The organism is Desulfocurvus thunnarius, assembly GCF_055390965.1.
Map to the genome: position 1 here is coordinate 2,649,934 of NZ_AP042411.1, position 24,614 is coordinate 2,674,547.

27 protein-coding genes and 1 tRNA gene are annotated in these 24,614 nt (G+C 71.5%); 21 read left to right on the forward strand and 7 right to left on the reverse strand.

The features are described from left to right. Window positions 1–118 precede the first annotated feature (118 nt). Genes ACZ5KV_RS11530 through ACZ5KV_RS11545 form a run of 4 tightly spaced genes read left to right on the forward strand, consistent with a single transcriptional unit; the run spans window position 119 to window position 6,514 of the window. Window positions 119–2,380, forward strand: coding sequence for a 3-phosphoshikimate 1-carboxyvinyltransferase (locus ACZ5KV_RS11530; RefSeq protein WP_464239452.1), 2,262 nt, complete (start codon window positions 119–121; stop codon window positions 2,378–2,380). Continuing rightward, entirely contained in the window at window positions 2,340–2,618 is a 279-nt protein-coding gene (locus tag ACZ5KV_RS11535; RefSeq protein ID WP_464239453.1) for a hypothetical protein, read from the forward strand. Before ACZ5KV_RS11530 ends, ACZ5KV_RS11535 begins: the two co-directional genes overlap by 41 nt. Window positions 2,619–2,664: 46 nt before the next feature. After that, entirely contained in the window at window positions 2,665–4,590 is a 1,926-nt protein-coding gene (locus tag ACZ5KV_RS11540) for an aconitate hydratase (protein ID WP_464239454.1), read from the forward strand. A 34-nt stretch (window positions 4,591–4,624) separates the two neighbouring features. Then, the gene (locus tag ACZ5KV_RS11545; RefSeq protein WP_464239455.1) at window positions 4,625–6,514 is read left to right on the forward strand and encodes a peptidylprolyl isomerase; all 1,890 of its coding nucleotides are present in this window, start codon (window positions 4,625–4,627) and stop codon (window positions 6,512–6,514) included. A 180-nt stretch (window positions 6,515–6,694) separates the two neighbouring features. Here the strand turns inward: ACZ5KV_RS11545 and ACZ5KV_RS11550 are convergent, their stop codons facing one another. The 3 genes from ACZ5KV_RS11550 to ACZ5KV_RS11560 form a co-directional block, all read right to left on the reverse strand. Next, window positions 6,695–7,039 carry a hypothetical protein gene (locus tag ACZ5KV_RS11550; protein WP_464239456.1) on the reverse strand — a complete coding sequence of 115 codons (345 nt, stop codon included), beginning with the start codon at window positions 7,037–7,039 and terminating at the stop codon, window positions 6,695–6,697. A gap of 67 nt (window positions 7,040–7,106) precedes the next feature. Continuing rightward, window positions 7,107–7,991, reverse strand: a complete 885-nt coding sequence (locus ACZ5KV_RS11555; RefSeq protein ID WP_464239457.1) for a DMT family transporter — start codon at window positions 7,989–7,991, stop codon at window positions 7,107–7,109. 92 nt (window positions 7,992–8,083) lie between these two features. Continuing rightward, window positions 8,084–9,145, reverse strand: coding sequence for a transglycosylase SLT domain-containing protein (locus tag ACZ5KV_RS11560; protein WP_464239458.1), 1,062 nt, complete (start codon window positions 9,143–9,145; stop codon window positions 8,084–8,086). Between the two features lie 128 nt (window positions 9,146–9,273). On the opposite strand from ACZ5KV_RS11560, the gene ACZ5KV_RS11565 reads away from it, so the two are divergent. After that, window positions 9,274–10,335 carry an HD-GYP domain-containing protein gene (locus ACZ5KV_RS11565; RefSeq protein ID WP_464239459.1) on the forward strand — a complete coding sequence of 354 codons (1,062 nt, stop codon included), beginning with the start codon at window positions 9,274–9,276 and terminating at the stop codon, window positions 10,333–10,335. 361 nt (window positions 10,336–10,696) lie between these two features. On the opposite strand, the gene ACZ5KV_RS11570 is transcribed toward ACZ5KV_RS11565, so the two are convergent. After that, on the reverse strand, window positions 10,697–10,903 hold the full coding sequence (locus tag ACZ5KV_RS11570; RefSeq protein ID WP_464239460.1) for a hypothetical protein: 207 nt from the start codon (window positions 10,901–10,903) through the stop codon (window positions 10,697–10,699). A gap of 410 nt (window positions 10,904–11,313) precedes the next feature. Between ACZ5KV_RS11570 and ACZ5KV_RS11575 the strand changes: the two genes are divergently transcribed. Beyond that, window positions 11,314–11,877 (forward strand): peptidylprolyl isomerase, encoded by a 564-nt coding sequence (locus ACZ5KV_RS11575; protein WP_464239461.1) that lies wholly within the window; start codon window positions 11,314–11,316, stop codon window positions 11,875–11,877. 102 nt (window positions 11,878–11,979) lie between these two features. Further along, window positions 11,980–12,597: a TetR/AcrR family transcriptional regulator gene (locus ACZ5KV_RS11580; protein WP_464239462.1), complete on the forward strand. Its 618-nt coding sequence runs from the start codon at window positions 11,980–11,982 to the stop codon at window positions 12,595–12,597. 24 nt (window positions 12,598–12,621) lie between these two features. Here ACZ5KV_RS11580 and ACZ5KV_RS11585 read toward each other — a convergent pair whose 3' ends face one another. Then, window positions 12,622–13,455 carry an AMIN domain-containing protein gene (locus tag ACZ5KV_RS11585; protein ID WP_464239463.1) on the reverse strand — a complete coding sequence of 278 codons (834 nt, stop codon included), beginning with the start codon at window positions 13,453–13,455 and terminating at the stop codon, window positions 12,622–12,624. Between the two features lie 245 nt (window positions 13,456–13,700). Between ACZ5KV_RS11585 and ACZ5KV_RS11590 the strand changes: the two genes are divergently transcribed. From ACZ5KV_RS11590 to ACZ5KV_RS11600, 3 genes are all read left to right on the forward strand, one after another. Beyond that, window positions 13,701–13,791 (forward strand) — tRNA-Ser (locus ACZ5KV_RS11590). Window positions 13,792–13,969: 178 nt separating this feature from the next. Continuing rightward, window positions 13,970–14,725 carry a substrate-binding periplasmic protein gene (locus ACZ5KV_RS11595; RefSeq protein WP_464239464.1) on the forward strand — a complete coding sequence of 252 codons (756 nt, stop codon included), beginning with the start codon at window positions 13,970–13,972 and terminating at the stop codon, window positions 14,723–14,725. Window positions 14,726–14,872: 147 nt separating this feature from the next. Next, entirely contained in the window at window positions 14,873–15,637 is a 765-nt protein-coding gene (locus tag ACZ5KV_RS11600; RefSeq protein WP_464239465.1) for a substrate-binding periplasmic protein, read from the forward strand. A gap of 561 nt (window positions 15,638–16,198) precedes the next feature. On the opposite strand, the gene ACZ5KV_RS11605 is transcribed toward ACZ5KV_RS11600, so the two are convergent. Beyond that, the gene (locus ACZ5KV_RS11605; RefSeq protein WP_464239466.1) at window positions 16,199–16,480 is read right to left on the reverse strand and encodes a hypothetical protein; all 282 of its coding nucleotides are present in this window, start codon (window positions 16,478–16,480) and stop codon (window positions 16,199–16,201) included. A gap of 344 nt (window positions 16,481–16,824) precedes the next feature. Continuing rightward, window positions 16,825–17,103 carry a hypothetical protein gene (locus ACZ5KV_RS11610; RefSeq protein WP_464239467.1) on the reverse strand — a complete coding sequence of 93 codons (279 nt, stop codon included), beginning with the start codon at window positions 17,101–17,103 and terminating at the stop codon, window positions 16,825–16,827. Between the two features lie 241 nt (window positions 17,104–17,344). Between ACZ5KV_RS11610 and ACZ5KV_RS11615 the strand changes: the two genes are divergently transcribed. The 11 genes from ACZ5KV_RS11615 to ACZ5KV_RS11665 all read left to right on the forward strand — a co-directional run bounded on the left by ACZ5KV_RS11615 (window position 17,345) and on the right by ACZ5KV_RS11665 (window position 24,608). Continuing rightward, entirely contained in the window at window positions 17,345–17,821 is a 477-nt protein-coding gene (locus ACZ5KV_RS11615; RefSeq protein WP_464239468.1) for a hypothetical protein, read from the forward strand. A gap of 235 nt (window positions 17,822–18,056) precedes the next feature. After that, a complete protein-coding gene (locus tag ACZ5KV_RS11620) occupies window positions 18,057–18,467 on the forward strand; it encodes a DUF5675 family protein (RefSeq protein WP_464239469.1) in 411 nt (136 codons plus the stop codon). An 11-nt stretch (window positions 18,468–18,478) separates the two neighbouring features. Further along, window positions 18,479–18,640 carry a hypothetical protein gene (locus ACZ5KV_RS11625; protein WP_464239470.1) on the forward strand — a complete coding sequence of 54 codons (162 nt, stop codon included), beginning with the start codon at window positions 18,479–18,481 and terminating at the stop codon, window positions 18,638–18,640. A gap of 16 nt (window positions 18,641–18,656) precedes the next feature. After that, window positions 18,657–19,181 carry a hypothetical protein gene (locus ACZ5KV_RS11630; protein ID WP_464239471.1) on the forward strand — a complete coding sequence of 175 codons (525 nt, stop codon included), beginning with the start codon at window positions 18,657–18,659 and terminating at the stop codon, window positions 19,179–19,181. A 14-nt stretch (window positions 19,182–19,195) separates the two neighbouring features. Beyond that, entirely contained in the window at window positions 19,196–19,384 is a 189-nt protein-coding gene (locus ACZ5KV_RS11635; RefSeq protein WP_464239472.1) for a hypothetical protein, read from the forward strand. Window positions 19,385–19,671: 287 nt separating this feature from the next. Then, on the forward strand, window positions 19,672–20,175 hold the full coding sequence (locus ACZ5KV_RS11640; RefSeq protein ID WP_464239473.1) for a terminase small subunit: 504 nt from the start codon (window positions 19,672–19,674) through the stop codon (window positions 20,173–20,175). Beyond that, window positions 20,172–21,728 carry a hypothetical protein gene (locus ACZ5KV_RS11645; protein ID WP_464239474.1) on the forward strand — a complete coding sequence of 519 codons (1,557 nt, stop codon included), beginning with the start codon at window positions 20,172–20,174 and terminating at the stop codon, window positions 21,726–21,728. The genes ACZ5KV_RS11640 and ACZ5KV_RS11645 overlap by 4 nt, the downstream gene beginning before the upstream one ends. Beyond that, complete coding sequence (locus ACZ5KV_RS11650; RefSeq protein ID WP_464239475.1) at window positions 21,728–22,366, forward strand: hypothetical protein; 639 nt, start codon at window positions 21,728–21,730, stop codon at window positions 22,364–22,366. Before ACZ5KV_RS11645 ends, ACZ5KV_RS11650 begins: the two co-directional genes overlap by 1 nt. Window positions 22,367–22,369: 3 nt before the next feature. Further along, window positions 22,370–22,597, forward strand: coding sequence for a hypothetical protein (locus ACZ5KV_RS11655; RefSeq protein ID WP_464239476.1), 228 nt, complete (start codon window positions 22,370–22,372; stop codon window positions 22,595–22,597). Window positions 22,598–22,599: 2 nt separating this feature from the next. Further along, window positions 22,600–24,372: a portal protein gene (locus ACZ5KV_RS11660; protein ID WP_464239477.1), complete on the forward strand. Its 1,773-nt coding sequence runs from the start codon at window positions 22,600–22,602 to the stop codon at window positions 24,370–24,372. Next, window positions 24,372–24,608, forward strand: coding sequence for a hypothetical protein (locus ACZ5KV_RS11665; protein ID WP_464239478.1), 237 nt, complete (start codon window positions 24,372–24,374; stop codon window positions 24,606–24,608). Before ACZ5KV_RS11660 ends, ACZ5KV_RS11665 begins: the two co-directional genes overlap by 1 nt. Window positions 24,609–24,614: the final 6 nt, after the last annotated feature.

Below are 24,614 nucleotides of genomic sequence, written 5' to 3' on the forward strand. Positions count from 1 at the left end.
TATCCGCGCCTTCCCCCGGCGGCACCCGCCGCCGCCGGGAGGTGAAATCGGCGCTTGCAGGGGATGCATCAAATGGTATAGGAACGTCTCCCCGATCCCCTTTTTCTCCGAGAACTCCATGACCGAACAGCACAACGGCGGCAAGGCGCCCAAGGCGGGGCGCCCGCGCAAGCCCGCTCAGGGCTCCGGCGGCCCCTCCGGCAAGCCCGCCCGTACGGCGGACCACGGGCGCAAGCCCGGCAAATACGCGGACAAACCCGGCAAGCCCGGGGACAAGCCCGGCAAACCCGGCAAGTTCACGGGCAAGCCCGGCGGCAAGCCCGCAGGACGCCCCCGGCGTGATGACGAGGGCGCCTCGCGCGGCGGTGAGGGCGCGCCCCGCCGCACCTCCGGCAGCGGCGCCCCGCGCGGCGGCAACCCCTCGGGTGCGCCGAAATTTTCCCGGCCGCAGGACCGGCCCCAGGGGCGCCCCGAGAAGCGCGATTCGCGCCCGGGCCCACGCTCGCGCGAAGACGAGGCCCTGCGCCGTCCGGACGCCGGGGCTCCCGAGGCGCCCGCCGCCTCGGCTCCCCGCGTCGAGGGCTCCGACGCCGCCGCGCGTGCGGCTTCGCGCGCCGAGGATACCCCGCGCCGCGCGACGGCCTCCGCCCGAGGCGACGAGCCGCGCGACGGACGCCGCAATGACCGGCGCAATGACCGCCGCGACGACCGGCGCGACGACCGCCGCGACGGCCACTCCGGCGACGCCCGGGGCGGCGCGGGCGGTTTCCGCAAGCCCGGCGGGCGGCCCCAGTCCCTGACCGAGGAACTGGTGGACCTGGAATTCGACCTGGCCAACCTGCTGGCCAAGCGCACGGCCCTGCTGGGCCGCTCGGCCAAGGCCCGCCTGGACAAGGGCCTGTCCCTGGCCGACCCCAACCAGGAGCGCGCCCTGCGCCGCGCCTGGGACGTGGTGGCCGGGCGCGAGGGCCTGGAGGTCGCGCCCCTGCGCGGCATCTTCACCCTGGCCAACGGCCTGGCCTACGCCCACGCCACCAAGCCCGAGATCGGCCGCAAGCCCTTCTATCTCTCGCCGCGCGCCAAGGACGTGGACCTGACCATGGCCGGACCGCGCTCCCTGGTGCGCACGCGGCTGTGGGCCGCCATGGCCGCCGCCGCCGGGGCGGACTGCACCCTGGCCCCCGTGGTGCTCAACGACCCGCTGGTCGAGTTGGTCAAGGCCCTGAATCAGGCCGGGGCCGGATTGTCCTGGGCCGAGGGCACCGTGCGCAATCAGGGCGGCGCCCTGGCCTTTGCCGGGCGCACGGTCTTTGCCGGGGCGGACCCGCTGAACATGTATCTGCTGCTGGCCCTGGCCCTGCCGCAGGTGGGGCGCATGACCTTCACCGGCGGCGCGGCCCTCAAGGTCCACGACCTGGGGCCCATGGCCGGGGTGCTCGCGGGGCTGGGCGCGCGGCTCACCGCCATCGAGCCCTACGCCCCGGGGCTGCCCGCGCGCCTGGAAAGCGGCGGCATGACCCACAACACCTTCCGCGTGCCCGACGCGCTGCCCGCCGAGGCGGCGGTGGCCCTGGCCCTGGCCGGGCCGGTCTACCCCGAGGGCATCCGCTTCACCTGGGGCCCGGGCTGGCCGGGCGCGCCCATGCTGGCCCATGCGGCGGCGGTGCTGCGCGCCTGCGGCGTGCCCTGCGAACTGACCGCGGGCGGGTTCTCCGTGGACCATGCGACCCTGGCCGTGCCCGCCGCCCCCGCCGGGGCGGCCCTGCCGCTGGACCCGCTGCTGGCCGCCAGCCTGCTGGCCGTGCCGCGCGTGGCGGGCGGGCGGGTGGCCCTGGAGGGCGCCTGGGCCGACGACGATCCCCTGGGCCCGGCGGCCCGCGCCCTGCTGGCCGCCAGCGGCCTGGAGCCCGAGTTCGGCCCCACGGTGGCCGCCGTCCGGCCCGGAGCCTGGCCCGAGGCCGTGGAGCTGGACGCCACGGCTCCGGACCTGGTGCCCCTGGCCGTGGCTCTGGGGCTGGCCGCCCCGGGCGACGCGCGTATCCTCGTCGCCGAGGACGCCGACACCGCCACGGCGGAGATCGTCGCCGAGCGCGCCGGGCGTTTCGCCCGCGTGAAGCCCGGGCGCATCGTCATCGTGCCGGGGCAGGGCGGCGAGTGGGCCGACGCCGAGCGGCGCATGTCCAGCCCGTCTCCGGCCTGGACCCTGGCCCTGGTCCTGGTGTCGCTGCATACGCCCAACATCGGGCTGGCCAACCCCGGCGGGCTGGCCGAGGTCTGGCCGGGGTTCCTCGGCCTGCTGGCGGACAATTTCATTCCCAGGGAGAAGGAGCCCGAACCCGATGACGCAAAGAAGAAAGGACGACGAGTCCGTCTCGATTGAGGACGAGGTCGCGCGCCTGGACGCCGAGCGCGCGGCCTTCGAGACCCGACGCGCCGAGGTGGCGGCCGAAGTCCGCCGCCTGCGCGACGCCGAGGATCCCGCCTCCGGCGTCTACTACGCCCAGGAGATTTTCCAGCTCTCCCAGGAGAAGCTGCGTCTGGATACGGAAATCGAGTTCCGCCGCCGCCGGGCGGCGCGCCTGCTCATGCCCGACCCCCTGCACGGACCCCTGCAATAAGCCACGCCCGGCGGGACGCCTGCCCCCCCGCCGTCAGGAGCTGCCCATGTCCATGAACCTGACCCGCAAGATCATCGCCGCCCACCGGCTCGACGGGGACATGACCCCCGGCGGCGAGGTGGCCCTGCGCATCGACCAGACCCTGACCCAGGACGCCACGGGCACCATGGCCCACCTCCAGTTCGAGGCCATCGGCGTGCCCCGGGTGCGCACCGAGCTGTCCGTGAGCTACGTGGACCACAACACGCTCCAGATGGGCTTCCGCAACCCCGACGACCACCGCTACCTGCGCACCGTGGCCGCGCGCTACGGCATCGTCTTCTCCCCGGCGGGCACGGGCATCTGCCACCAGTTGCACCTGGAGAACTTCGCCCGCCCCGGGCGGACGCTCATCGGCTCGGACAGCCACACCCCCACCGCGGGCGGCGTGGGCAGCCTGGCCATGGGCGCGGGGGGGCTGTCCGTGGCTTTGGCCATGGCCGGGGAACCCTATGTCATCACCATGCCCCGGGTGGTGGAAATCCACCTCACCGGGCGCCTGGGCGGCTGGGCCACGGCCAAGGACATCATTCTGCATTTGCTGGGCGAACTGAGCGTCAAGGGCGGCGTGGGCCGGGTCATGGAATACACCGGCCCGGGCGTGGCCACCCTGACCGTGCCCGAACGGGCGACCATCACCAACATGGGCGCCGAGTTGGGTGCGACCACGTCCATCTTCCCCAGCGACGACCAGACCCGGGCCTTCCTGCGGGCCATGGGCCGCGAGGAGGACTTCGAGGCCCTGGCGGCCGACCCCGACGCCGCATACGACGAGCGCGTGGAGATCGACCTGTCCGCCCTGGAGCCCCTGGTGGCCGCGCCGCATATGCCCGACTGCCGCATGACCGTGCGCGAGCTGGCCGGGCTCAAAGTGGATCAGGCCGCCATCGGCTCGTGCACCAACTCCTCCTACGCCGACCTGAAGACCGTGGCCCTGATGCTCGCGGGCCGACGCACCGCCCCGGGCACGGACCTGCTCATCTCCCCGGGCTCCAAGCAGGTGCTGACCATGCTGGCCGCCGAAAATCTCGTGGAGCCCCTGCTGGCCTCGGGCGCGCGGCTGCTGGAATGCACCTGCGGGCCGTGCATCGGCATGGGCGGCTCGCCCGTGTCGGCGGGCGTGTCCGTGCGCACGTTCAACCGCAACTTCGAGGGCCGCAGCGGCACCCAGGACGCCCAGGTCTACCTCGCCAGCCCGCAGACCGCCGCCATGTGCGCCCTGCGCGGCGAGTTCAGCGACCCGGCCACCTGGGGCCAGCCCCCGGCGCAGCCCGAATTCCCGGCGCGGGTGCCCTCCATCCGCCACCTGTTCGTCATGCCCCCGGCCGACGGCGCGGGCGTGGAAGTGCTGCGCGGGCCGAACATCGTGGCCCTGGAAACCTTCGACGCCCTGCCCGGGGCCATCGACGCCCCGGTGACCCTCAAGGTCGGCGACAACATCACCACCGACCACATCCTGCCCGCCGGGGCGCAGATCACGGCCCTGCGCTCCAACATTCCGGCTATCAGCGAGCACATCTTCTCGCGGGTGGACGCCGGGTTCGTCGCCCGTCAGCGCGCCGCCGGGTGCGGGGTCATCGTCGGCGGCGAGAACTACGGCCAGGGCTCCAGCCGCGAGCACGCGGCCCTGGGCCCGCGCCACCTGGGCGTGCGCGCGGTGCTGGTCAAGTCCCTGGCGCGCATCCACCGCGCCAACCTCGTCAACTTCGGCATCCTGCCGCTGCTGTTCGCCGACCCGGCGGACTACGAGCGCGTGGCCCAGGGCGCGGCGGTGTCCATCCCCGCCGCGCGGCTGGCCCCCGGCGGCGTGCTCGAGGTGGAAGTGGCGGGCGTGGGGCCGGTGGCCGTCCGAAACGATTTGACGGAAAACGAACTGGCCATTATTCAGGCAGGCGGCCTGCTCAATCACGTGCGCGCCCGCGCGGGCGCCTGAGCCGACCACCACAACCGAACCCTCTGGAGACGCCATGCTCGACGGAATGCGACAGCACGCCGGATCGTGGATCATCAAGATCCTGTTTCTCATCATCATCCTGGTGTTCATCCTGGCCTACGGCTCCGGCTCGCTGCAGCAGGGCGGCAGCGGCATCCTGGCCTACGTGGACGACGAGCCCATCCTCGTGCGCGACTTCGAGCGCCAGTACGAGACCGACGTGCGCCAGCTTCAGGAGCAGATTCCCAACCTCACCGCCGAGGACATGGCCAAGTTCGACATCAAGCAGGCCGTGCTGGCCAAGATGATCAACACCATGCTCCTGGAGCGTCAGGCCAAGGCCCTGGGCCTGGGCGTGACCGATGCGGAGCTGGCGGCCTTCGTGCGCTCCAACCCGGCCTTCTGGAACGACGCGCGGACCTTCGACGAGCAGTACTACGAGCGCGCCGTGCGCGGCCAGGGCATGACCCCGGCGGCCTTCGAGGAGGCCACCCGCCGCGCCCTGGTGCAGCGCAAGATCATGGAGCACGTGGGCCGCGCGGCCCAGGTCCAGGAGACCGAGGCCCGCGACCTGTTCCGCTTCAGCCAGGAGCGGCTGGTGGTGGACTACCTGCTGCTGCCCTGGGAGGACTTCAAGGACGGCGTGACCCTCGGCGAGGAGCAGATCGCCGCCTATTACAAGGACAACATGGAGCGCTTCAAGCGCCCGGCCACCTCGGGCTTCAACCTGCTGGTGCTCTCCCCGGCGACCCTGGCCGCGCGCCAGGACGTGGACGACGCCGCCGTGCGCGCGTACTACGACGCCCACCCGGCGGAATTCCAGATGCCCGAATCCGTCCACGCCCGGCACATCCTGCGCGAGCTGCCCAAGGACGCCTCCCCGGCGGACGTGGACAAGGCCCGCGTGGAGATGCTCAAGCTCAAGGCCCGGCTGGCCAAGGGCGAGAACTTCGCGGCCCTGGCCGAGAAGCATTCCGACTGCCCCAGCAGCGCGCGCGGCGGCGACCTGGGCTGGTTCTCCCGCGAGGCCATGGTCGCGCCCTTCGCCCAGGCCGCGTTCTCCCAGGAGCCCGGCGTGGTGGGCGACCCGGTGCGCACCGAGTTCGGCTGGCACCTGATCAAGGTCGAGGAGCGCCGCGAGGCGGGCGCCAGGAGCTTCGAGGAGGCCGCCCCGGCCATCCGCCGCCAGCTCGCCGAGGAAAAGGCCGCCGACACCCTGCACGACACCCTGGACATGGCCCTCGGTCGGCTCGTGGCCGGGGACACCCTGGCCCAGGTGGCCGAGTCCCTGGGCCTGCCGCTGCAGCCCGTGCCCGCCGTGACCAAGGCCGTGTTCGCCCAGCGCCTGGGGGTCGACGAGGCCTCCGCCGACATGCTTTATGCCCTGGCCCCCGGCCACGCCGCCGACGTGCCCGTGGAGATCGAGGACGGCTCCCTGCTGGCCGAGAAGACCGTGGACAACCCCGAGTCCGTGGCCGCCCTGGACGAGGTGCGCGGCGCCATCGAGGAGGCCCTGCGCCGCGAGGCGGGCATGAAGCTGGCCCGCGAGAAGGCCGTCCAGGTGCTGGCCGAGGTGGCCGACGGGGCCCTGCCCGCGCGCTACCAGTCCAAGGTCAAGACCAGCGAGCCCTTCCAGCGCTCGGGCGTGGTCGGCGAGCTGGGCATGAACCCGACCCTGGCCGAGGCGGCCTTTGCCGCCGAGCCCGGGCAGTGGCTGCCCGAGCCCCACGCCGTGGCCAACGGCTACGCCCTGGTGCGCGTGCGCGAGCGTCAGGTGCCCGACGACGCGCAGTGGGCAGCCGCCAGGGACACCATGCTGGCCCAGATTCGCCAGTCGCGCCAGCAGGAGATGTTCCAGGCCTTCGTCATGGAACTGCGCGACAAGGCCGAGGTCAAGATTGTGGATCAGCGCGTGCTGCAATAGCCCAGCGCCTGTTTTGGCAACGGAAAAGGCCCGTCCGGAGAAGTCCGGGCGGGCCTTTTCGCTGGCTGCGGCGGCCCGGGCGGGAGCGCCGGGCACCTGGGGCATGGCCGGAGGGCTGCGCACCGGAGTGGCGGGCGTGGACTCCGGGGCGCCCGGCGGGCTCGGAACCCGGCAGGCGCGTCAGGCTTCGGGGTTGCGCCGCGCGCGCCACAGCCGCAGGCCCACCGAGGCCAGCTTCATGGGCGCGTACATGTAGACCACGAGCAGGATCAGGGCGTAGACGTAGCCGCCGTTCCAGGGGTTGTCCTTGTACCAGGAGTAGCCGGGGTGGTTCCAGATGACGAAGAAAAAGAAGATCAGACCCATGAGATGCAGCAGGGCGCCCAGGCGCGGGCCGCGATGGTAGCCCCAGCCCACGGCGGCCAGCAGGGCCAGATACAGGCCCGCGGACAGCGGCGAGACCAGGTCCAGGGAGATTTCCAGGGCCCGTTGCACGAGGAGCAGGAGGTTGGTCAGGATTTCCATGGCGCCTCCCGGGGTTGAACCAGCCTTACCCCATGGGTGCGGCCCGTGCAAGCCGCCCGGCGCGGCCTCAGCCCGGGGCCACGCGCTCCCGGCGGCGCAGCAGGCTCAGGTTGGGCAGCACGATGCCCGCCACGATGAGCGCCGCCCCCGCAAGCTGGCGCGCGAAGACCGGCTCGCCCAGGACCAGGGCGGCGGCGGCCACGGTGGTCACCGGCTCCATGGTCGAGAAGATCGAGGCATACGCGCTGCCCACGGCCTCGATGGCCATGTAGAGCAGGGTCACGGCCAGCGCCGTGGGCACCAGGCCCAGGGCCAGGGCCACCCAGGCCTGGACCGGGGTGATGCTGCCCAGGTCGGGCAGGCCGCGCAGCAGGGCGAAGGCCAGCCCGGCGAAGGCGATGACGTACAGCGAGAAGGTCAGCGGCCGCTCGCCGCGCATGAGCCGCTGCACAAGCAGCATGTAGGCCGAGAAGACGGTCATGGACACGCAGGCCCACAGCACGCCGATGGGCGCCACCGAGCGCAGCACGGCGTCCAGGAAGACCAGGGCGCACCCGGCGGTGACCAGCAGCAGCGAAATGCCGACCTGCCGCCCGATGCGCTGGCGGTGCAGGATCGCGCCGAGGACCGTGACCACGGCGGGGTAGAAATAGAGGATCAGCGAGGTGGTGGCCGCGGGAATGGTTTCCAGGGAGAGCATGAGGCAGGTGCTTTGCACCGGGGAGATGACTCCGCCGAGCAGCGCCGTCTTGAGCAGGCCGCGCGGGGAGATGCGCAGGGCAGCGCGGTTGGTCGCCGCGAACCAGCCCATGAGCACCAGCGTTCCGATGACGAAGCGGTATTGCATCATGCGCGTGGCATCCAGGCCGTGGGCGAAGCCGAGCTTGCCCAGGATGGGCAGCAGGCCGAAACAGCAGGCGGACAGGACGGCGCAGGCCAGGCCTTTGCGCATGAGGCAACCTCGAAATGCAGCGTTGGTAGGCGGTTATAGCACCAATGCGGGAGGGGGCAAGGGGGAATTGCGCGGGGGGGCCCGCCGGGCGGCTAGGCCATGCGCAGGGCGATTTCGTGGTGGTTGACCAGGCAGCGGCTGACGTAGCCCACGGTGTCCGCGAAGGCCGGGATGCGCCCGTAGCGCTTGTAGACCCCGGCGTCCTCGCTGGTGTTGCCCAGCCCGGCGTGGTAGCCGGCGGCGGCGGCCAGGATGTTGCCGCCGCGCGCGCGCAGGAAGCGCGCCAGCATGAGCACCATGGCGTCCACGGGCTTGGCGTAGAGCACGCGTTCGTCGAAGCCCTTGAGAAAGGCCACGTCCTTGTCGCTGAAGATGTTGCGCCCGGCGAAGTTGGCCTCCAGGTAGGCCGTGAAGCGCTGACGCGCGTCCTTGACCTGGGCGTCCAGCTCGTCCACGGCCCGGGCGGCTTCCAGGTAGGGCCCGGCCTGGGGGCAGGGTGTGCCGTCCGCCAGGGCCTGCATGGCCGTGCGCAGCAGCTCGGCCTCGTCGCCCAGGCGCCTGCGGGCGCGCATGGCCTCGCGCCAGTCGCGGCGCACGGCGATGTAGCGGGCCTCGGCCCCGGCGTCGGCGGGGTTTTTGTAGGGCGCGGCGGCGTGCGCCGGGGCCGAGCCCGCCACGGTCATGCCGTATTCGCGGGCCGTGGGGCCGATGAACTGGCAGATGCCCACGGCCAGCGCCCAGGACACGGCGAATTCGTTGAAGAACGATTCGGCCATGATCTGCCCGGCGACCCAGGCCGGGTCCAGCGGGTAGACATCGCGGCGGGCGTGGCACGAGCGCACGATCCACAGGCAGATGTTGGCCACGCGCTTGTGCAGGTCGATGCTCTCCAGGGGCTTGCGCCACACGGGCAGGTTGCGGCCCTGGTAGTGCTCGCGCACGAAGTCCATCACCGCCAGGGTCAGGCGTTCCTGGTGCGCGCGCCCGGCGGCGCCGTCCAGGTCCAGGGTGGCGCTGCTGGGCAGGATGACGTTGATGGATGTGACGGGCGACCCGGCGCGGGCCGGAGCGGGTACGGCCAGGGCCGGGGCCGCCAGGGGCAGCAGGGCGGCGCCCACGGCGGCGCGCAGGGCCAGACGGCGTTGCTTGTCCATGGCCCAGCCATAGCACGCCCCGGGCCGTTTGCGAAGGGGGCAACCTGGGGCTTTGCCCCGGGGCCCGGCAATGCTAACATGGGGAAAACCTGCGGGCGCCAGGGCGGCGCCCGTGGCGCGGAGGATGCATGGCCCAGACGTTGCGGGTTCCCGAAGACGCCTATTTCGCGGTATCGCCGCTGATGCTTTTTCCGCAGACCCAGGGGAGCTTCGAGGTCTACCTGCGCCAGGACGGCGAGTTCGTGCTCTACACGCGCACGGGCGAACTGTTCACCGCCGGGCACAAGCGGACCATGCACGAGCTGGGCGTGCGCGAGGTCTTCGTGCTGCGCGCGCAGAGCGCGCGCTTCCGGCGCTACGTGGAGGAGAACCTGGGCGCCATCCTGGCCGACGAGGCCATGCCCGTGCGCGAGCGGGCAGGCATCTTCTACGACGTGTCGGTGTCCATCGTGCGCCAGGCCTTCACCCGCCGCCTGCCCGAGGCCATGGGCGAGGCCGAGTTCGCGCGCATCCGCCGGATGGTGCGCGGCTGCGTGGCCTTCCTTTCGCGCAGCGACGGGCTGCGCGCCGTGGGCGGGCTCGTCAGCCACGACTACAAGCTCTACCGTCACAGCATCAACGTGCTGGTCTTCGCCATGGCCATTTTGCAGACCTACGAGGTGGACGAGGGCTTCCTGGTCGATTGCGGGCTGGCGGCCATCCTGCACGACATCGGCAAGACCACCGTGCCGCGCGAGATACTGGAGCGTTCGGTGAAGCTCTCGGCGCGCGACAAGGACATCCTGCGCACCCACCCCGTGCGCGGGGCGGCCCTGTGCGCGGGGATGCCCCTGTCCGGCGACGTGATCAACGTGATCCTGTTCCACCATGAAAAGCTGGACGGCACGGGCTACCCCTCGGGCATCGCGGCTGACACCCTGCCGCTGATGGTCCGGGTGGTGTCCGTGGCCGACAAGTACGAGAATCTCATTTCCGGGCCGCGCTGGCAGGCGGGGCTGTCGCCCTTCCAGGCCCTGCGGGCGCTCTCCGAGCGCTACAAGGGGCGCTACGATCCGGAGGTGCTGCGCCGTCTGGTGCTGGTGCTTTCCGGCGCGGGGCTCGCCGGGGATGGTCCGGATGCCCCTGGCGGCGCGGACGGCGCGGACGGCGCCCCGGAGGCGGGCGGCACCGTGGCCGCAGGCCGGGGCTGACCCCACGCGGGGCGGCGGGCGGTTCGGCAAGGCTCCGCGCCTGGAGCACGACGGCGCCGACTCCGTGCGCCGACCGGGTGCCCCGGTCCTCCCGGACGCCCTGCGGTGTTCCCTCCGGAAGGGCTGGCGGAGATGGCCGCCCGGCCCGGCGTCTGCCCGGGGGACACCCTCTCGCCGCACATTACGCCCCGGAAGGAGATACGGCTGCGGGGAGTGCGCATCCGGCCCTTGGGCGGGATGTGGAAAACCAACGGCAGGGGAGGCGCGGGCCGGGCGGCCGTCTCCGCCCGGGCCCGGGCGCAAAAGCGCGCCGCGCGAGCTCCGTCGCGCGGCGCGCCTTCGGCCTGGCCGCATCGCCAGGCTAGAACAGGAAGGAGAGGATGCGCAGCGGCAGCGGAGTCCGCTTGGGCTTGGGCCGCTCCACGGCCCACTGCCTGCGGCATTCGGCCAGCACGCCGTTCATGCGCCGGGTTTCGGCGCGCCTGTTTCTGGTGGCTTCCTTGATCTCGCGGCGCAACTCGCGCATCTGCCGCTTGTGTTCAAGGACCAGCGTTTCGGTGGAATACATGACATGAGCCTCGCGTGACGTTCGTCGCCCCGGTTCCGCCCGGGTCGCTGGGCCTGGCCGGCACCCCCATGCCGTCCGTGGTCCGATTCAGGGAACTTTCACCCGGCGCCCCTCTGCGACCGGGGAAAGTTTTCCACAGCACCTATTCGTTTTTGTGGAAAATCGTCTGAGCCGATTATATGGAGGCCAAATCGGGGTCGCAAATAGAAAATTTCGATACGAATACGTGGATTGGTGCATATCTCCGGATGTATTGTTTGACGATATATCGGCATGTCGCGTCAGGGGCCGTCCTGTACGGCCTGCGCGGCGCGCCCTCCGGCGGGCCCGGGAGCAATCCGGCCTTTGACAACCCGCCCCGGGTTCTCCTATTGCTGACGGGCAGATAAATTTCCAACAGGAGTCGTGCAATGAAAGGCATCGGTATCATTCTTGCCGCGCTGGTCCTGGCGCTGGTCCTGGGCGCGGCCCCGGTCCGGGCTCAGGGGCCGGGCCCCGTGGTGGTCCTGGAAACCAGCAAGGGCACCATCATGGTCCTGCTCGATCCGGTCAAGGCCCCGGTTTCAGTTGAGAATTTCCTGAAATACGTGGACGCGGGCTTCTACGACGGCACGCTGTTCCACCGGGTCATCAAGGGCTTTATGATTCAGGGCGGCGGGTTCGACACCTCCCTGCGCGTCAAGCCGACCATGGCGCCCATCCGCAACGAGTCCGGCAACGGCCTGGAAAACCGGCGCGGCACCATCGCCATGGCCCGCACCAACGACCTGGACAGCGCCACCAGCCAATTCTACATCAATCACGTGGACAACGCCTTTCTGGACACCAACAAGTACTGCGTATTCGGCAAGGTGCTGCGCGGAATGAACGTGGTGGACGCCATCGCCGACGTGCCCACGGGCAACCAGGGCGGCATGGCCGATGTTCCCCGGGAGCAGGTGGTCATCCTGCGGGCGTACCGCCACCAGGGCTAGGGCTTGCGCCGGGCGGCCCTCCGCCCGGCGGCTCTTGACCTTGCGCGGCCCCAGAGGCACAAGAGAAAGTTGCGAAAAACATCCGGCCCCCAGAGGTGCGCAATGACGACCCCCGCCCAGGCCCGTGAGCGGATCATGACCGCGGCCCACGCGAAATTCTCCGCGCGCGGCATCCGCCGGGTGACCATGGACGACATCGCCCGTGACATCCACATGAGCAAGAAGACGCTCTACCGGCACTTCGCGGGCAAGCACGACCTGGTGCGCCAACTCGCCCTGCGCGGCGTGGGCCAGCGGCTGGAGGCCGTGTGCCAGGCCCTGGACGCGGCGCCCACCCCGCGCGAGGGTTTCGCGGCGGGATTTTTCGCCATCCAGCGCCTGGCCAAGGAGACGGCCCCCGAGTTCGTGGGCGATATCCGCGCCGATTATCCGGACGTGTGGGAGGAACTGGAGACCGTGCGGCTGCGCATCGTGGCGCTGTTCGCCCGCTGCCTGGCTCAGAGCGCGACCCGGGGCGAGCTGCGCCCGGGCGTGGTGCCCGAGGTGGCGGCGGGCATCATGCAGGTCGTGGTCCAGCACTACATGGTGCCCGAGACCTTCCGGGGCGCGGGAGTGGACCCGCGCGCGGCCGTGATCACCTGGTTCACCATGCTTTCCGCGGGGCTGTTCCGCGATCCGCCGCAACTGCGGCTGGACGACATGGACCTGCCCGCCTCCTGACGCCGCGTCGCCCGGCCCCGGCCCTCAGCGCAGGGTTACGGTCAGCGTGTCGCCCCGCAGGGCGATCTGCGGCACATGGGCCGGTCGGGCGGCCAGATCCAGCACCAGACGCAGGGCGCCCTCACGCAGGCCCGTGCGCACCCCGCGCACGATTCCCGCTCCGGTCTTGAGGCTGCGGGCGCTGCCCGGCGTCCAACGGCCGGGAATGTCGATGACGAAGCGCGGCGGCCCGTCGAGCAGGAAGGCCTCGGGTTCGGCCAGGGGGGCGCTGGCCCGGGCCGTAATCACCACCGCCGCGCCCGAGGCGCGCACGGCCAGATCCTTGAGCCTCAGGGGCGCCGTGGCGGGCGCCGGGCTGGCGTTGGCGGCGCGGGCGGCGGCGGGCTGCCTGGGCACGGGCAGGGGCAGGGGGGCCTCCTCCCCGGCGGCGGGGGCGGCCGTCTCCACCGGCGGCGCGGGCCGGGCGGGCTGCGCCGGGGCGGGCGCGGGGGCGGCTTCGGCCTGCTGCCCGGGAGCGGCGGCCGGGGCGGGCTGAGCGGCCGTGACGGGCCCGGCGGCCGGAGGGGCGCTTTGCGGCGGGGGGCCGGGCTCCATGGGCTCGGGCGGCACGGCGAGCCGTGTGGCCACGGTGACCTCGCGGAACCCGGGCTGGCCGCCGGGCAGGCCCAGAGTCGCGCCCAGCCAGTAGGCCAGGGCCAGGGCCGCCAGGCCCGCGACCCCCAGGGTCAGCCGCGAGCCCAGGGCGCCGTAGGCGGCCGATAGCCGCCAGTTGCTCTTGCCGCAGCGCACGCAGCGGTAGGGCACCAGGGGCAGCAGGCCCAGAAGCCGCGCCGGGCCCCGGGGCACGATGCCCAGCATCAGATCGTTTCCGCAATTGCCGCACTTCACTCGCTTCGCCTCGCCCGTTGGCCGTGTTGGTCCTGCCGTCATGTAAGGAGAAAGGGGGGGCTGTGTAAAGCCCGGGGCCGGGGGCGGGAAGAATGGTCTTGACAAGGCGGCATGATGGAACATATCCATGACCTCCCCCCGCACGGGCCCGTCCCGGCCGGGGGGCCGATATGACAGTCCCGCGCGGGGCCCCGGGCCCCGGCGCGCGACCCCTTGGAGAGGTGGCCGAGCCGGCCGAAGGCGCGCCCCTGCTAAGGGCGTATACCTTAACGGGTATCGAGGGTTCAAATCCCTCCCTCTCCGCCAGCTTTCAGAAAAGCCCCCGCCTGCGGGGGCTTTTCGCGTTTGTCGCCCCGGGCGCCGGGTGGCGCGGCAAAGGCGCCGCGGCTGTTGTCCTTGCGGGATTGTCCTGATACGATGCGGACTGCGTTTGGTGCTTCCGGGAGAGCCTGACCCTCCCGGGCGCAGGTCCCGGGGGCTCTGCATGCGAATTCTTTTGCGCCTGCTGCTTGTCGCGGCCCTGGTGCTGCCTGCCCTGCCCGCCAGGGCCGGGCAGCCGTTGCATATCGCCTTCCCCGAGTTCTGGCCGTTCTTCTCCCAGGCCGAAGGCGGCAAGGTGGTCGGCTTCTTCCACGACATCGTGACCGAGGCCCTGGAGCGGCGCCTGGGCGTGCCCGTGATCTGGGAGTGCTACCCCTGGGTCCGCTGCCAGGAGCGCGTGCGCGACGGCCGCTCCGACGCCATGATCACCGCGCCCACCGCCGAGCGCGCCCTCTACGCCGACACCCACCCCACGCCGTTCTACCGCAAGGATCTGGTGGTCTTCGCCGCCCCGGACCATCCCCGGCTGGCGGAAATTCGCGCCCTGCGCAGCGTGGACGACATCCTCCGGGGCGGTTTTTCCGTGGTGACCTACATCGGCAACGGCTGGAGCAAGGAGCACCTTGCGGGCGTGGGCATCCCCGTCACCGAGACTTCGTGTTTCGAGTGCGTCTGGCCGATGGTTGCCGCCCGGCGGGCGGACCTCGTGGTGGAGTGGCCCAAGGCGGCCTGGCCCGCCATCCGCCACTGCGGCCTTGCGGACCGCGTGGTGGAGACGGCGGCGGTGCTCGACTCCATGCCTTTTCATTTGTTCATCGCCAAGAACTCGCCTCATGTGGGCCTGCTCGGGCCTTTCGAGCAGGCCATCGGGGCCATGCGCGCCGACGGCACCCTGGAGCGGATCCTCGCGGCCTATTGACCGCCCGGGGGCGTGCGCCGTGCCGGGTGGCGACAAAGGGGAACCGCTTCCTTGCCTTTGAATGTGGAACAATCTATTCTCTTACCGGGTCTTGCCTGGGCGCGGAGTTTCCCCGCCCCCCCACCCGCTGTGAGGAACGGTGTCCCCATGATGCGAACGATCCTGCGGCTGCTCGCCTGGATGACGCTGCTCGCGGCGCCCTGCGCCCCGGCTGCGGCGCAGGGTGCGTTGCACATCGCCTACACCGAGTTTCCGCTCTTCCACTGCCGGGATGCCCAGGGCAACATGTCCGGCCTGCTTTACGACATCGTCACCGAGGCGGTGCAGAAACGGCTGGGGGTGCCCGTGGCCTGGGAGCCGGGCCCCTGGGCCCGCTGCCAGGAGCGGGTGCAGCGCGGCCAGGCCGACGCCATGCTTACCGTGCCCACCCCCGAGCGCGCCCGCTACACCGTGACCCACGACGAGCCCCTGTATCGCAAGGAGCGCACCCTGTTCACCTACGCGGGGCATCCGCGCATGGACCAGATTCTGGCCCTGCGCGATGCCCGGGGCATCCGCGACGCCGGGTTCACGGTCATCACCTACGTGGGCAACGGTTGGAGCCGGACACATCTGGCCGGGGCCGGGATCGAGGTGCTCGAAGCGCCCAGCCTGGAGGGCGTCTGGCGGATGCTGGCCGCCCGCCGGGGCGATCTGGTGGTCGAATGGCCGCCCGCCGCCCGGGAAACCATGGGCAGCCTGCTGCCCGGGGGCGAGGTGGTCCAGACGCCCGTGGTTCTGGAGTCGGTGCCTTTCCATCTCCTGGTAGCCAAACAGTCGCCCCTGGCCGGATTCCTGCCGCAGTTGTCCGCCGTGTTGCGCGCCATGCGGGCCGACGGCAGCATGGAGCGCATTCTCTCCGCCTACCGCTGATCCCCGTGCGGGCGGCGTTCCGGGCCTGCCGGGGCGCCCTCGCGGGGCGGGTTCTCCCGGGGCGACGCCCCGGTTTCCAGTTCCAGGAGTTCGCGCGCCAGTTGCGCGGGCCCGGGGGCGTGCCCGCATGCCGGGCAGACGTAACGGGTCGTTTCGCCCGTGGCGGCATGGGGTGCGGCGTCGTCGGCGTCCGTCAGCAGCGGTGTCGGGCTTGCGGCGGGCCATGAGGCGGCACAGGCCGGGCAGGGTATGGCGCTGGGCGCGAAGCGCGGGCACAGGGAGGCCGGGCGGGGCTCATCCGGCCCGGAGGGGCACCGGTGGCCGTCGAGAACGCAATGAAGGCTCCCGGAAAGCGTGGACAGACGGAAACGGCAAGGGCTGGCGGGCATGGGTGCTCCGTTGGGCCGCGTGCGCGGTTAGGCGTTTTTTGCCTTTTATGATGCGGATGATATCGCCTTATGTCAAGGCGGTGGCGGCGGGAATGCACCGGCGGCCAACCCGGGGCCGCCCCGGCCCGAAGGAGTTCTTTCCGGGCCGGGGCGGCTCCTCGGGCCGGGGCGCTCAGTCGGCAGCCTGGGCGCGGGCCTGGGCGGAGTCGGCCACCGGGGCGGGCGGGCAGGGCGCCGCCGCCACGGGCGGGCGGCTTTCCATTTCCCACAGGGCGCTGGCCAGGTCGGTCAGGCGGCGGCCCATGAGCCCGGTGACGTAGGCCGCCCCTCCGGCGCGGACCTGGGTTTCGGTCTCATCGTGCGTTTCCAGGGCCTCCTCCAGGAAACGCAGGGCGGAGGCGACATCGTAGAGTTCGGTGACGGGATCCTTCTCGGCATGGGGTCGGTGTGACATGGATGCTCTCCTTTCAAGGTGCGTCGTATCTTGCCGCTCAATATGTTGAACTATATTTAGTGCGGCAATGCGATAATTAGCAAGTTGCATCCAGTTTGTCCAGAAAATATACGGGATTATTCAATAGGTTAACCTATTTGTGTGCCGTTGCGGAAATTCTTACTATAAAAAATTTTTCTACTTTCTCGTACTGTATTGTTTTTTGGATGCAACAATAGCGTGATGCATCAAAGTATCATGAAATGCATCGCTGGAACAAGCGAGTGCGGCTTTCTACATGGCGCACAGCAACAGGGCGCCGGAGCGCCGTGCAGCGTGGAAGGGAAAACGGGGAGGGGCGGGGGTCAGCGACCGGGCGCCACAGGGCCAGTGGTGGCCCGCATGGCCTGGGAAACCTGCCAGCACAGGGAAGCGAAGTCGAGTTGCACCGCCTGGGCCAGGCGGTACGCGTCGGCCAGCTTCACCGTGCGCCCGGAGTTGCGCAGCTTGCGGTAGGTGCCCACGGGATCGCGCTGGGCGGGAAAGGCCGCCCGGGCGATGTCCGAGTGGCTGCGGCCCTGCTGGATGCGGGCGGCCTCGATGGCGTCCAGGAAGTTCTGGGAGAAAAGCAGCGCTTCATCCATGCCGTTTTCTTACAGGAATTCCGCCGCCCTCGCTATTAGGCAAAATTTTCCTAAAAAATTGCCTGACCCCCTTGACAGAGAGGTGAAAATCGCCTATAAGGGGATCGTCGTCGCGCGGCACCCCGGCTAGGCAGGCGCCGAACCTTCGGGCTGGATGCCGCGCAGGCGAGGCAAAGAGCAGGCTTCAAGATCGCCGAGAGCCGGAAAGGAAGAGCCCGCCGCGCGGCAAAGGAGGGAGACCATGGACCAGTGCCTGTGGACCGACGAGGTCTGGACGCCGGTGGGCATCAAGGGCTTCGGGCTGGACTACGAGATGTGCCCGCTGGGGTTCGTGCGCCGGGTGGTGCGCGGGGCCGGGGCGCCCCGGCGGTTCTGGCTGCTGCCCCTGGAAGACGCCGCGGGCGACGGGGAGCCCCTGTATCGCCTGTGCGCGGCGGGCGCCCGGGCCGAACTGCGCGTGGCGGACATCTTCCGGCTGTTCGGCGTGCGCGCCGAGGCCGACGCGGTCTGGCTGGCCCGGGCGCGGACCCGGGCCCTGGCCGAAAACGCCCTGGCCCACGGCGCGGTCTACGCCTGCGAAAGCCTGCGCAGCGCCGTGCAGGACGGCGCCGAGGTGGACATGGAAATGCTGGCTCTGACCATCGAACACGGCTGCCCCTGGGAGCGGGCGCGCATGGGCGGCGACGCCCGGGGCGCCGACCCGGTGCTCGGCTTCTAGGTCCCTCGTGTGGCATCTCCGGGCCGGGCCGCCCCGTCCGGGCTCTGCCGGACGCATCTCCGGGTGCCGCTTGCGGGCCTGCCCCCGGCCCCAAGGCCGGGGGGAGCGGGGTGGAGCGAAGGAGCCGGAAGCCCATCGCGCGGGCTGACCGGAGGGAATGCCCGGATTGCTGCGCGCCTTTTAATAGCTATTCCTATATTTGATTGCGAATCAGCCCACATGGAAGGAGGCCTTCATGAATCTGGACCCCGTTGTGGAAATCGTGCGCCTCGAGGAATCGGCGCAGGGCACTTTCGGCGCCCTGCGCGTGAACAAGCAACTGCTCTGCCTGACCCTGGAGCCGCCCGAGCGCCAGAATCAGCGCGACGTGTCGTGCATCCCGGCCGGGCAGTACCGCTGCGTGCGTACCGTCTCGCCGCGTTTCGGCGAAACCTTCGCCGTGCAGGACGTGCCCGGACGCAGCGGGGTCATCTTCCACGGCGGCAACACGGTGGAGGACACCCGGGGCTGCGTGTTGCTGGGCGAGCGCTTCGCCCCGCCCGGGGGCGCCCGGGGCGTGCAGGACAGCAAGCGGGCCGTGGCGGCGTTCCTGGAAGCCCTGCGCGGGCACGACGCCTTCCACCTGACCATCCACCGCCACAACTGAAGGAGGGCGTCATGACCTGTGTGGAATGCGCCGGGCGCACCCGGGTGGTGCGCACCGTGCAGACCGGGGAGCCGGGCGTGGTGCGGGTGCGCGTATGCCTGCGCTGCGGGGCGGTGTTGCGGACCTACGAGCGGGCCCTTGCGCCCGGCGAGCGCCCCGGGGCGGTGCGCTAGCCGAGGAGGAACGGACATGGCGGACTGGAAGGACGTGGGCCGGGCGGTGGCCCGGGTCGCCCCGGTGCTGGCCGGAGTGCTGGGCGGGCCGGTGGGGGCCGTGGCGGGCGCGGCCGGGGCCCTGGCGGCCTCCTGGCTGGGCACCGAGGCGGAGCCGCAGGCCGTGCAGGCGGCCCTGGCGGCCGACCCGCAGGCCCTGATCCGGCTCAAGGAGTTGGAGCTTGCGCAGCAGGAGCGGCTTCTGGCCTGGCAGGAAAAGCAGCTCGCCGCCGAGACGGAGTTCGAGCGCAGCCTGACCGAACGCCACAACGCCGACGCGGCCTCGGATTCGTGGCTGTCCAAAAACGTGCGGCCGCTGTGCCTGCTGGTGTTCACCCTGGCCCTGGTGGGCGGCACCTTCGCGCCCCAGGTGGACGGCGGCAAGCTCGACGCCCTGGCCGAGTTGGGCTTCGGGGTCTACGGCTACTACTTCCTGGGCCGCAGCGCCTTCGACAAGGGCGCCGTGCGGCTGCGCTTCGGGCGCGGAGGCGGTGGGCAATGAACGGGGAGCAGGACATGCGCGTTCTTCTGGCGCGCATCGACGAGCGGGTGCGGGCCATGGCCCGCGACGTGGCCGAAATCAAGACCACGCGGCGCTGCCACAGCCATACCGAGAAGCTGCGCAACGTGGAGCGGGTGGTCTACGGGCTGATGACCACGGTCTTCGGGCTGGTGGGCAAGGCGGTGTACGACCTGTTCCGCTAGGCGGGCGGGGCAGAAGAAAGCCCGGGAGCCCGTGGGCGGTGCCACCGTGAACGCTCTTTCGTGCAGTGGGGGCAAGCCCCCTGCGGCCTCCTCCGGGTCCGGCGCTGCCGCCCGGATGGGACGCCGCCAGCGGCGCATGTTCATTCACTTGGGACAGGCCGCCTCACCTGGCTCCCAGGCAGTTTCAAGATAACGCCCGCTACGGCCCGTGGCAAGGGCGGGAACCGAAAAACCGTTGTCGCACGCGATCCCCGGGGAAATCCGCCGGGTTGGGAGAGTTGCGCCTCATGACCGAGAAGACGACGCGAAAAAACAGGACGACCGGGCGGGGGAACAGGCCCCTGCCCACGCGCCAGCAGCGCTTCGTCGCCGAGTACGCCGTGCTTGGCGACGCGGGCGAGGCGGCGCTCCGGGCGGGCTACGCCGCCGCTTCGGCCCCGAGTCGGGGCCGGGCCCTGCTGGCGCGGCCCGAGGTGGCCCGCGCCGTGGCCCTGGCCCTGAACGGCCCCGGCGAGGCGGACGGCCTCCGCGAGGGCGGCCGGGAGCACGACGCCGTGACCAGCGAATGGGTCGTGGCCAGGCTGCGCGAGGTCGCCGAGCGCTGCATGCAGGCCGCGCCCGCCGCCCCCGCCCGGGGCGCCGCCGGGGCCGACGGGCCCCACTACAAGTTCGACGCCGGGGCGGCCATTCGCGCCCTGGGTCTGCTGGGCAAGCACCTGGGCATGTTCGGCACCGCGCGCGAGGCCGACGACGCCGCGCCCCACGAAAACGCACTGGACGAACTGCAATGACGCCCATGACCGAACGCGACCGCCGCGTCCGCCAGCGGCTCAAGGACGATTTCGTCCACTACGCCGGGCGCTGCCTGAAGATCCGCACCAAGCTCGGAGGCTTGGCGCCTTTGGTCCTCAACCGCGCCCAGCGCCACCTGCACCAGCGCTTGGAGGAGCAGCGCGCGCGCATCGGGCGGGTCCGCGCCTTCGTGCTCAAGGGCCGCCAGCAGGGCGTGTCCACTTACGTGGGTGCGCGGTTTTTCCACCGCACCACCCACGAGCGCGGCGTGCGCACCTTCATCATGACCCACGAGATGGAAGCCACGCGCAACCTGCTGGAGATGGCCCAGCGCTTCCACAGCCTCTGCCCGGCGCCCCTGCGGCCCCGGCTGGGGCGCGACAACGCCCGAGAAATGCACTTTCCCCTGCTGGACAGCGGCTACCGCGTGGGCACCGCCGGGGCGCGCGGCGCGGGTCGCTCGCTCACGGTGCAACTCTTCCACGCCTCGGAGGTCGCCTTCTGGCCCCGGGCCCAGGAGCACGCCGCCGGGGTGCTCCAGGCCATTGCCGACGCCGAGGGCACCGAGGTCGTCCTTGAATCCACCGCCTGCGGCATGGGCAACTTCTTCCACGCCGGGTGGCAGGCCGCCGAGGCCGGGCAGGGGCCCTATCAGGCCGTGTTCCTGCCCTGGTTCTGGCAGCCGGAATACAGCGCCGCGCCCGGGCCGGAATTCGCCCCCGACGAGGAGGAGGCCGAGTACATGGCCCTGCACGGCCTGACCCCGGGCCAGATGGCCTGGCGCCGGGCCAAGATCGCCGAACTCAAGGACGAACGGCTCTTTCGCCAGGAATACCCGGCCACACCCGCCGAGGCTTTCCAGACCACGGGCCAGGCCCCGTTCATCGACCCGCTGCTCGTGCTGCGCGCGCGCCGGGCCGACGAGGCCGGGTACGGCCCCGTGGTGGCCGGGGTGGACCCCGCGCGCTTCGGCGACGACGCCACGGCGGCCATCTTCCGCCAGGGCCGCAAGGCCTTCGGCCTGCGCGCCTGGCGCGGCTGCGACACCATGCAGGTGGCGGGGCTGTGCCGCCGGATGCTGGAATCCGAAAGCCCGCGCGTGGAGCGGCTGTTCGTGGACGTGGGCGGCCTGGGCGCCGGTGTGGTGGACCGCCTGCGCGAGATGGGCTTCGAGCGGCGGGTGAGCCCGGTGAACTTCGGCGCCCGCCCCCTGCGCCCCGAGCGCTACCGCAACAAGCGCGCCGAAATGTGGGGCCTGCTGCGCGACTGGCTGGCCGACGAGGCCCAGGCCGACCTGCCCGACGACGACGCCCTGCACGCCGACCTTACCGGCCCGTCCGCCAGTTGGGACAGCGCCTCGCGCCTGGTGCTGGAACCCAAGGAGCAGATGCGCGCCCGGGGCCTGCGCAGCCCGGACCTGGCCGACGCCCTGGCCCTGACCTTTGCCGCGCCCGTGCGCGGGGCCGCCCCGGCCCAGCGCTACGCCGACGGCGCCACCCGCAGCTTCGGCCCCCGGCTCGGCGCCGGGGCCCGTGAAACCTTGGAGGACTGATGCACCACGCACAGACCACACCCCATCGTCAGACCCGCGCCACCTGCCCGGGCCGCCCAGGCCGCTCCGGCAATGCGGGGCAGCGGCCCCGCCCGCGCCCCGGGCGCCCCGTTCCGGCCCTGGATGTGCTGGACATCCGTGCCCATCCCGGCGGGTTGGACGCCATCGATCTGGAGGCCCTGTGGGAGCGCCTGGAGGACGACGGGCTCGTGCGCCACGTGTTCTTCGACGGCTCGGTGACCGACGCCCGGGGCTTCATCACCTTTGCCGGAGAGCCCGGGCGGGCCTTCTACGCCGTCTACGCCGACGGCGACCCGGCGGCCCTGTTCTGGCTCGACGGTCGTTGCGGGCGCTCGGCGCGCATCCATTTCGCCGTGCTGCGCGACTATTTCGGCAGCCCGGCGCGGATCATCGGCTTCTACGTCACCGACTGGCTGCTGCATGTGGCCGGGGCGGACGGCCGCCCGCTCATCGAGGTGCTCGTGGGCGTGACCCCGCGCACCAACGCGGCGGCCCTGGGCCTGATCCGCGACCTGGGCTTTACCGTGCTGGGGGCCATTCCTCACGGCGCGCCCCTGGCCGGGGGCCGCAGCGTGGGCGCGGTGGTGTCCTATCTGACCCGCAACAAGGAGGAATGAGCAATGGGCGGATCGTCGATCATCGGCGGCGGGGGCGGCAAGGGCGCGGTGCAGGCCGCGCCGGTGCCCGCGCCCCTGCCTGAGGACACGGGCGGCGAGGAGGCCGCGCGGGTCCAGGAAGCCAAGCGCCGCGAGGCCGAGCGCCTGCGCCGCCTGGCCGGGGCCACGGTGGCCACCGCCGAGGGCGGGGTGCTTGGATCGGCCCAGGTGGGCCGCAAAACACTGGGGTAGCCATGCACGAGAACACGACGCACGACGCCGCGCCCGCGCGGCAGGCCGGTTCCAGCGCGGCCCTGGCCGGGGCTTCGGGCGGCGCCCGCACTGGGGACGCCCGCGAACTGGCCCGGGCCACGCGTCAGCGTTTCGAGGAACTGCAACGGGCCCGCCAGCCCTTCGATTCCATTTGGGAGGAGGTGGCCGAGCACATGGGCCCGGCCTACGCGGGTTTTTGCGGCGAGCCCGCCCATCCCCGGCGTCGCCGCGAGGATCTGGTGGACGCCACGGCCCGGCGCGCGGCCAACATCTTCGCCGCCGGGATGCTGGCCGGGGTGTCCTCGCCGTCCCAGCGCTGGTTCGCCCTGGGCCTGGAGGACGGCGACCTGGCGGCCAGTCCCCCGGTGCGGGCTTGGCTCCAGGATGTCGAGGACCGCTTCTACGCGGCACTGGAGCGCTGCGGTTACTACCCGCAGCAGGTGCTGGGCTACCACCAGTCCGGGCTGTTCGGCTGGCAGTGCCTGTTCGTGGACGAGGACCCGGCGGTGCCCGACACGGGCATTCGCTTCCGGGCCCTGCCGCTGCACGAAGTCTACATCGACGAGAATCATCTGGGCGAGGTGGATACCGTGGTGCGCCGCTTCCGGCTCACCCCGCGCCAGGCGGCGGCCCGCTGGGGCGAGGAGCGGCTGTCGCCCGCCCTGCGGCGCAACCTGGGGCGCAGGCGCGGCGAGAACCAGCCTGTGGACTTCCTGCACGCCGTGACGCCGACCCGGCCCGAGGGCGACCCCAGCGCCCGGCGCCGCAAGCTGGCCTACCGCTCGGTCTACATGGAGCTGGCGGGCGGGCATGTCCTGTCCGTGGGCGGCTATGCCGAGTTGCCCTATGTGGTGGCCCGGGCCCATCGCCTGCCGGGCACGGCCTACAGCTACAGCCCCGGCACCGAGGCCCTGGCCGACGCCAAGATGATCAACGAGATGAAGCGGCTGATTCTGGAGGCCGGGCAACTGGCCGTGGCCCCGCCGTATCTCGTGCCCGACGACGGCTTCGTGGGCCGCTTCAGCTTCGAGCCGCGGGCCATGAACTACTACCGCCGCGCCGAGGGCAACAGCCTGGCGGACTTCGGGCCCCTGTCCGTGGGCGGCGACCCGCGCTTCTCCCTGGAGATGCTCGCCGCCACCAAACAGGACATCAACGAGGCCTTCTTCGTGGACCTGTTCATGGCCGTGAGCCAGCGCGTGCGCAGCGGCGGCACGCCCACGGCCCTGGAGGTGGCCGAACTGACCTCCGAGCGCATGTTCCTTCTGGGGCCGCTGCTGGTCAACCAGCAGCGCGAGAACTTCCAGCGCCTGTTCGACCGGCTGTTCCGGCTCATGACGCGGCGCGGGGAACTGCCGCCCGCCCCGCCGGAAATGGCCGGGCACGGCCTGCGCGTGGACTACGTGAGCCCGCTGATGCTGGCCCAGCGCGAGGCCCAGGCCCGCTCCGTGCTGCGCACCTATGCCGAGATCGCGCCCATCGTGGCCGTGGCGCCCCAGGTGCTGGACCTGTTCCGCCACGACGAGAACGTGCGCCGGGTCATGGAGCAGCGCGGCTTTCCGCAGACCGGGGTGCGCGCTCCGGCCGAGGTCCAGGCCCTGCGCCAGGCGCGCGAACTGGCGGCCCTGGCCGGGAATCTGGCCGGGAGCCTGGGCGCGGCGGGCATCGGCGGCGCAATCCCGGCAGGGCGCGCCGTGCCGGGGCCCGAAGGGGGGCTCCCCCAAGGCGGCCTCGCAGCCGGGGAGGTGGGCTGATGGACCTGCACGCCATGAACGAGCGTGAACTGCACGGGCACATCCACGCGGCCCTGGCCACGCCCTCGGGGCAGGTGCTGCGCGAATTCCTGCGCACGCACTGCTTCATGCGCCCGGCCGCGGCCCCGGGGCCCTGGCGCGGCGGCGAGCAGGTCGAGTTCCGCTACGGCCGGATGACCCTGTTCCAGTTGGTGGAATACTTCGAGAACCCCGAACATTTCAAAACAAAGGAGTAGAGGGAC

Excerpts from the sequence above, each read along its gene's own strand:
- ACZ5KV_RS11530 (WP_464239452.1), top strand. The coding sequence starts at position 119 with ATGACCGAACAGCACAACGGCGGCAAGGCGCCCAAGGCGGGGCGCCCG.
- ACZ5KV_RS11535 (WP_464239453.1), top strand. The coding sequence starts at position 2,340 with ATGACGCAAAGAAGAAAGGACGACGAGTCCGTCTCGATTGAGGACGAG.
- ACZ5KV_RS11540 (WP_464239454.1), top strand. The coding sequence starts at position 2,665 with ATGTCCATGAACCTGACCCGCAAGATCATCGCCGCCCACCGGCTCGAC.
- ACZ5KV_RS11545 (WP_464239455.1), top strand. The coding sequence starts at position 4,625 with ATGCTCGACGGAATGCGACAGCACGCCGGATCGTGGATCATCAAGATC.
- ACZ5KV_RS11550 (WP_464239456.1), bottom strand. The coding sequence starts at position 7,039 with ATGGAAATCCTGACCAACCTCCTGCTCCTCGTGCAACGGGCCCTGGAA.
- ACZ5KV_RS11555 (WP_464239457.1), bottom strand. The coding sequence starts at position 7,991 with ATGCGCAAAGGCCTGGCCTGCGCCGTCCTGTCCGCCTGCTGTTTCGGC.
- ACZ5KV_RS11560 (WP_464239458.1), bottom strand. The coding sequence starts at position 9,145 with ATGGACAAGCAACGCCGTCTGGCCCTGCGCGCCGCCGTGGGCGCCGCC.
- ACZ5KV_RS11565 (WP_464239459.1), top strand. The coding sequence starts at position 9,274 with ATGGCCCAGACGTTGCGGGTTCCCGAAGACGCCTATTTCGCGGTATCG.
- ACZ5KV_RS11570 (WP_464239460.1), bottom strand. The coding sequence starts at position 10,903 with ATGTATTCCACCGAAACGCTGGTCCTTGAACACAAGCGGCAGATGCGC.
- ACZ5KV_RS11575 (WP_464239461.1), top strand. The coding sequence starts at position 11,314 with ATGAAAGGCATCGGTATCATTCTTGCCGCGCTGGTCCTGGCGCTGGTC.
- ACZ5KV_RS11580 (WP_464239462.1), top strand. The coding sequence starts at position 11,980 with ATGACGACCCCCGCCCAGGCCCGTGAGCGGATCATGACCGCGGCCCAC.
- ACZ5KV_RS11585 (WP_464239463.1), bottom strand. The coding sequence starts at position 13,455 with ATGCTGGGCATCGTGCCCCGGGGCCCGGCGCGGCTTCTGGGCCTGCTG.
- ACZ5KV_RS11595 (WP_464239464.1), top strand. The coding sequence starts at position 13,970 with ATGCGAATTCTTTTGCGCCTGCTGCTTGTCGCGGCCCTGGTGCTGCCT.
- ACZ5KV_RS11600 (WP_464239465.1), top strand. The coding sequence starts at position 14,873 with ATGATGCGAACGATCCTGCGGCTGCTCGCCTGGATGACGCTGCTCGCG.
- ACZ5KV_RS11605 (WP_464239466.1), bottom strand. The coding sequence starts at position 16,480 with ATGTCACACCGACCCCATGCCGAGAAGGATCCCGTCACCGAACTCTAC.
- ACZ5KV_RS11610 (WP_464239467.1), bottom strand. The coding sequence starts at position 17,103 with ATGGATGAAGCGCTGCTTTTCTCCCAGAACTTCCTGGACGCCATCGAG.
- ACZ5KV_RS11615 (WP_464239468.1), top strand. The coding sequence starts at position 17,345 with ATGGACCAGTGCCTGTGGACCGACGAGGTCTGGACGCCGGTGGGCATC.
- ACZ5KV_RS11620 (WP_464239469.1), top strand. The coding sequence starts at position 18,057 with ATGAATCTGGACCCCGTTGTGGAAATCGTGCGCCTCGAGGAATCGGCG.
- ACZ5KV_RS11625 (WP_464239470.1), top strand. The coding sequence starts at position 18,479 with ATGACCTGTGTGGAATGCGCCGGGCGCACCCGGGTGGTGCGCACCGTG.
- ACZ5KV_RS11630 (WP_464239471.1), top strand. The coding sequence starts at position 18,657 with ATGGCGGACTGGAAGGACGTGGGCCGGGCGGTGGCCCGGGTCGCCCCG.
- ACZ5KV_RS11635 (WP_464239472.1), top strand. The coding sequence starts at position 19,196 with ATGCGCGTTCTTCTGGCGCGCATCGACGAGCGGGTGCGGGCCATGGCC.
- ACZ5KV_RS11640 (WP_464239473.1), top strand. The coding sequence starts at position 19,672 with ATGACCGAGAAGACGACGCGAAAAAACAGGACGACCGGGCGGGGGAAC.
- ACZ5KV_RS11645 (WP_464239474.1), top strand. The coding sequence starts at position 20,172 with ATGACGCCCATGACCGAACGCGACCGCCGCGTCCGCCAGCGGCTCAAG.
- ACZ5KV_RS11650 (WP_464239475.1), top strand. The coding sequence starts at position 21,728 with ATGCACCACGCACAGACCACACCCCATCGTCAGACCCGCGCCACCTGC.
- ACZ5KV_RS11655 (WP_464239476.1), top strand. The coding sequence starts at position 22,370 with ATGGGCGGATCGTCGATCATCGGCGGCGGGGGCGGCAAGGGCGCGGTG.
- ACZ5KV_RS11660 (WP_464239477.1), top strand. The coding sequence starts at position 22,600 with ATGCACGAGAACACGACGCACGACGCCGCGCCCGCGCGGCAGGCCGGT.
- ACZ5KV_RS11665 (WP_464239478.1), top strand. The coding sequence starts at position 24,372 with ATGGACCTGCACGCCATGAACGAGCGTGAACTGCACGGGCACATCCAC.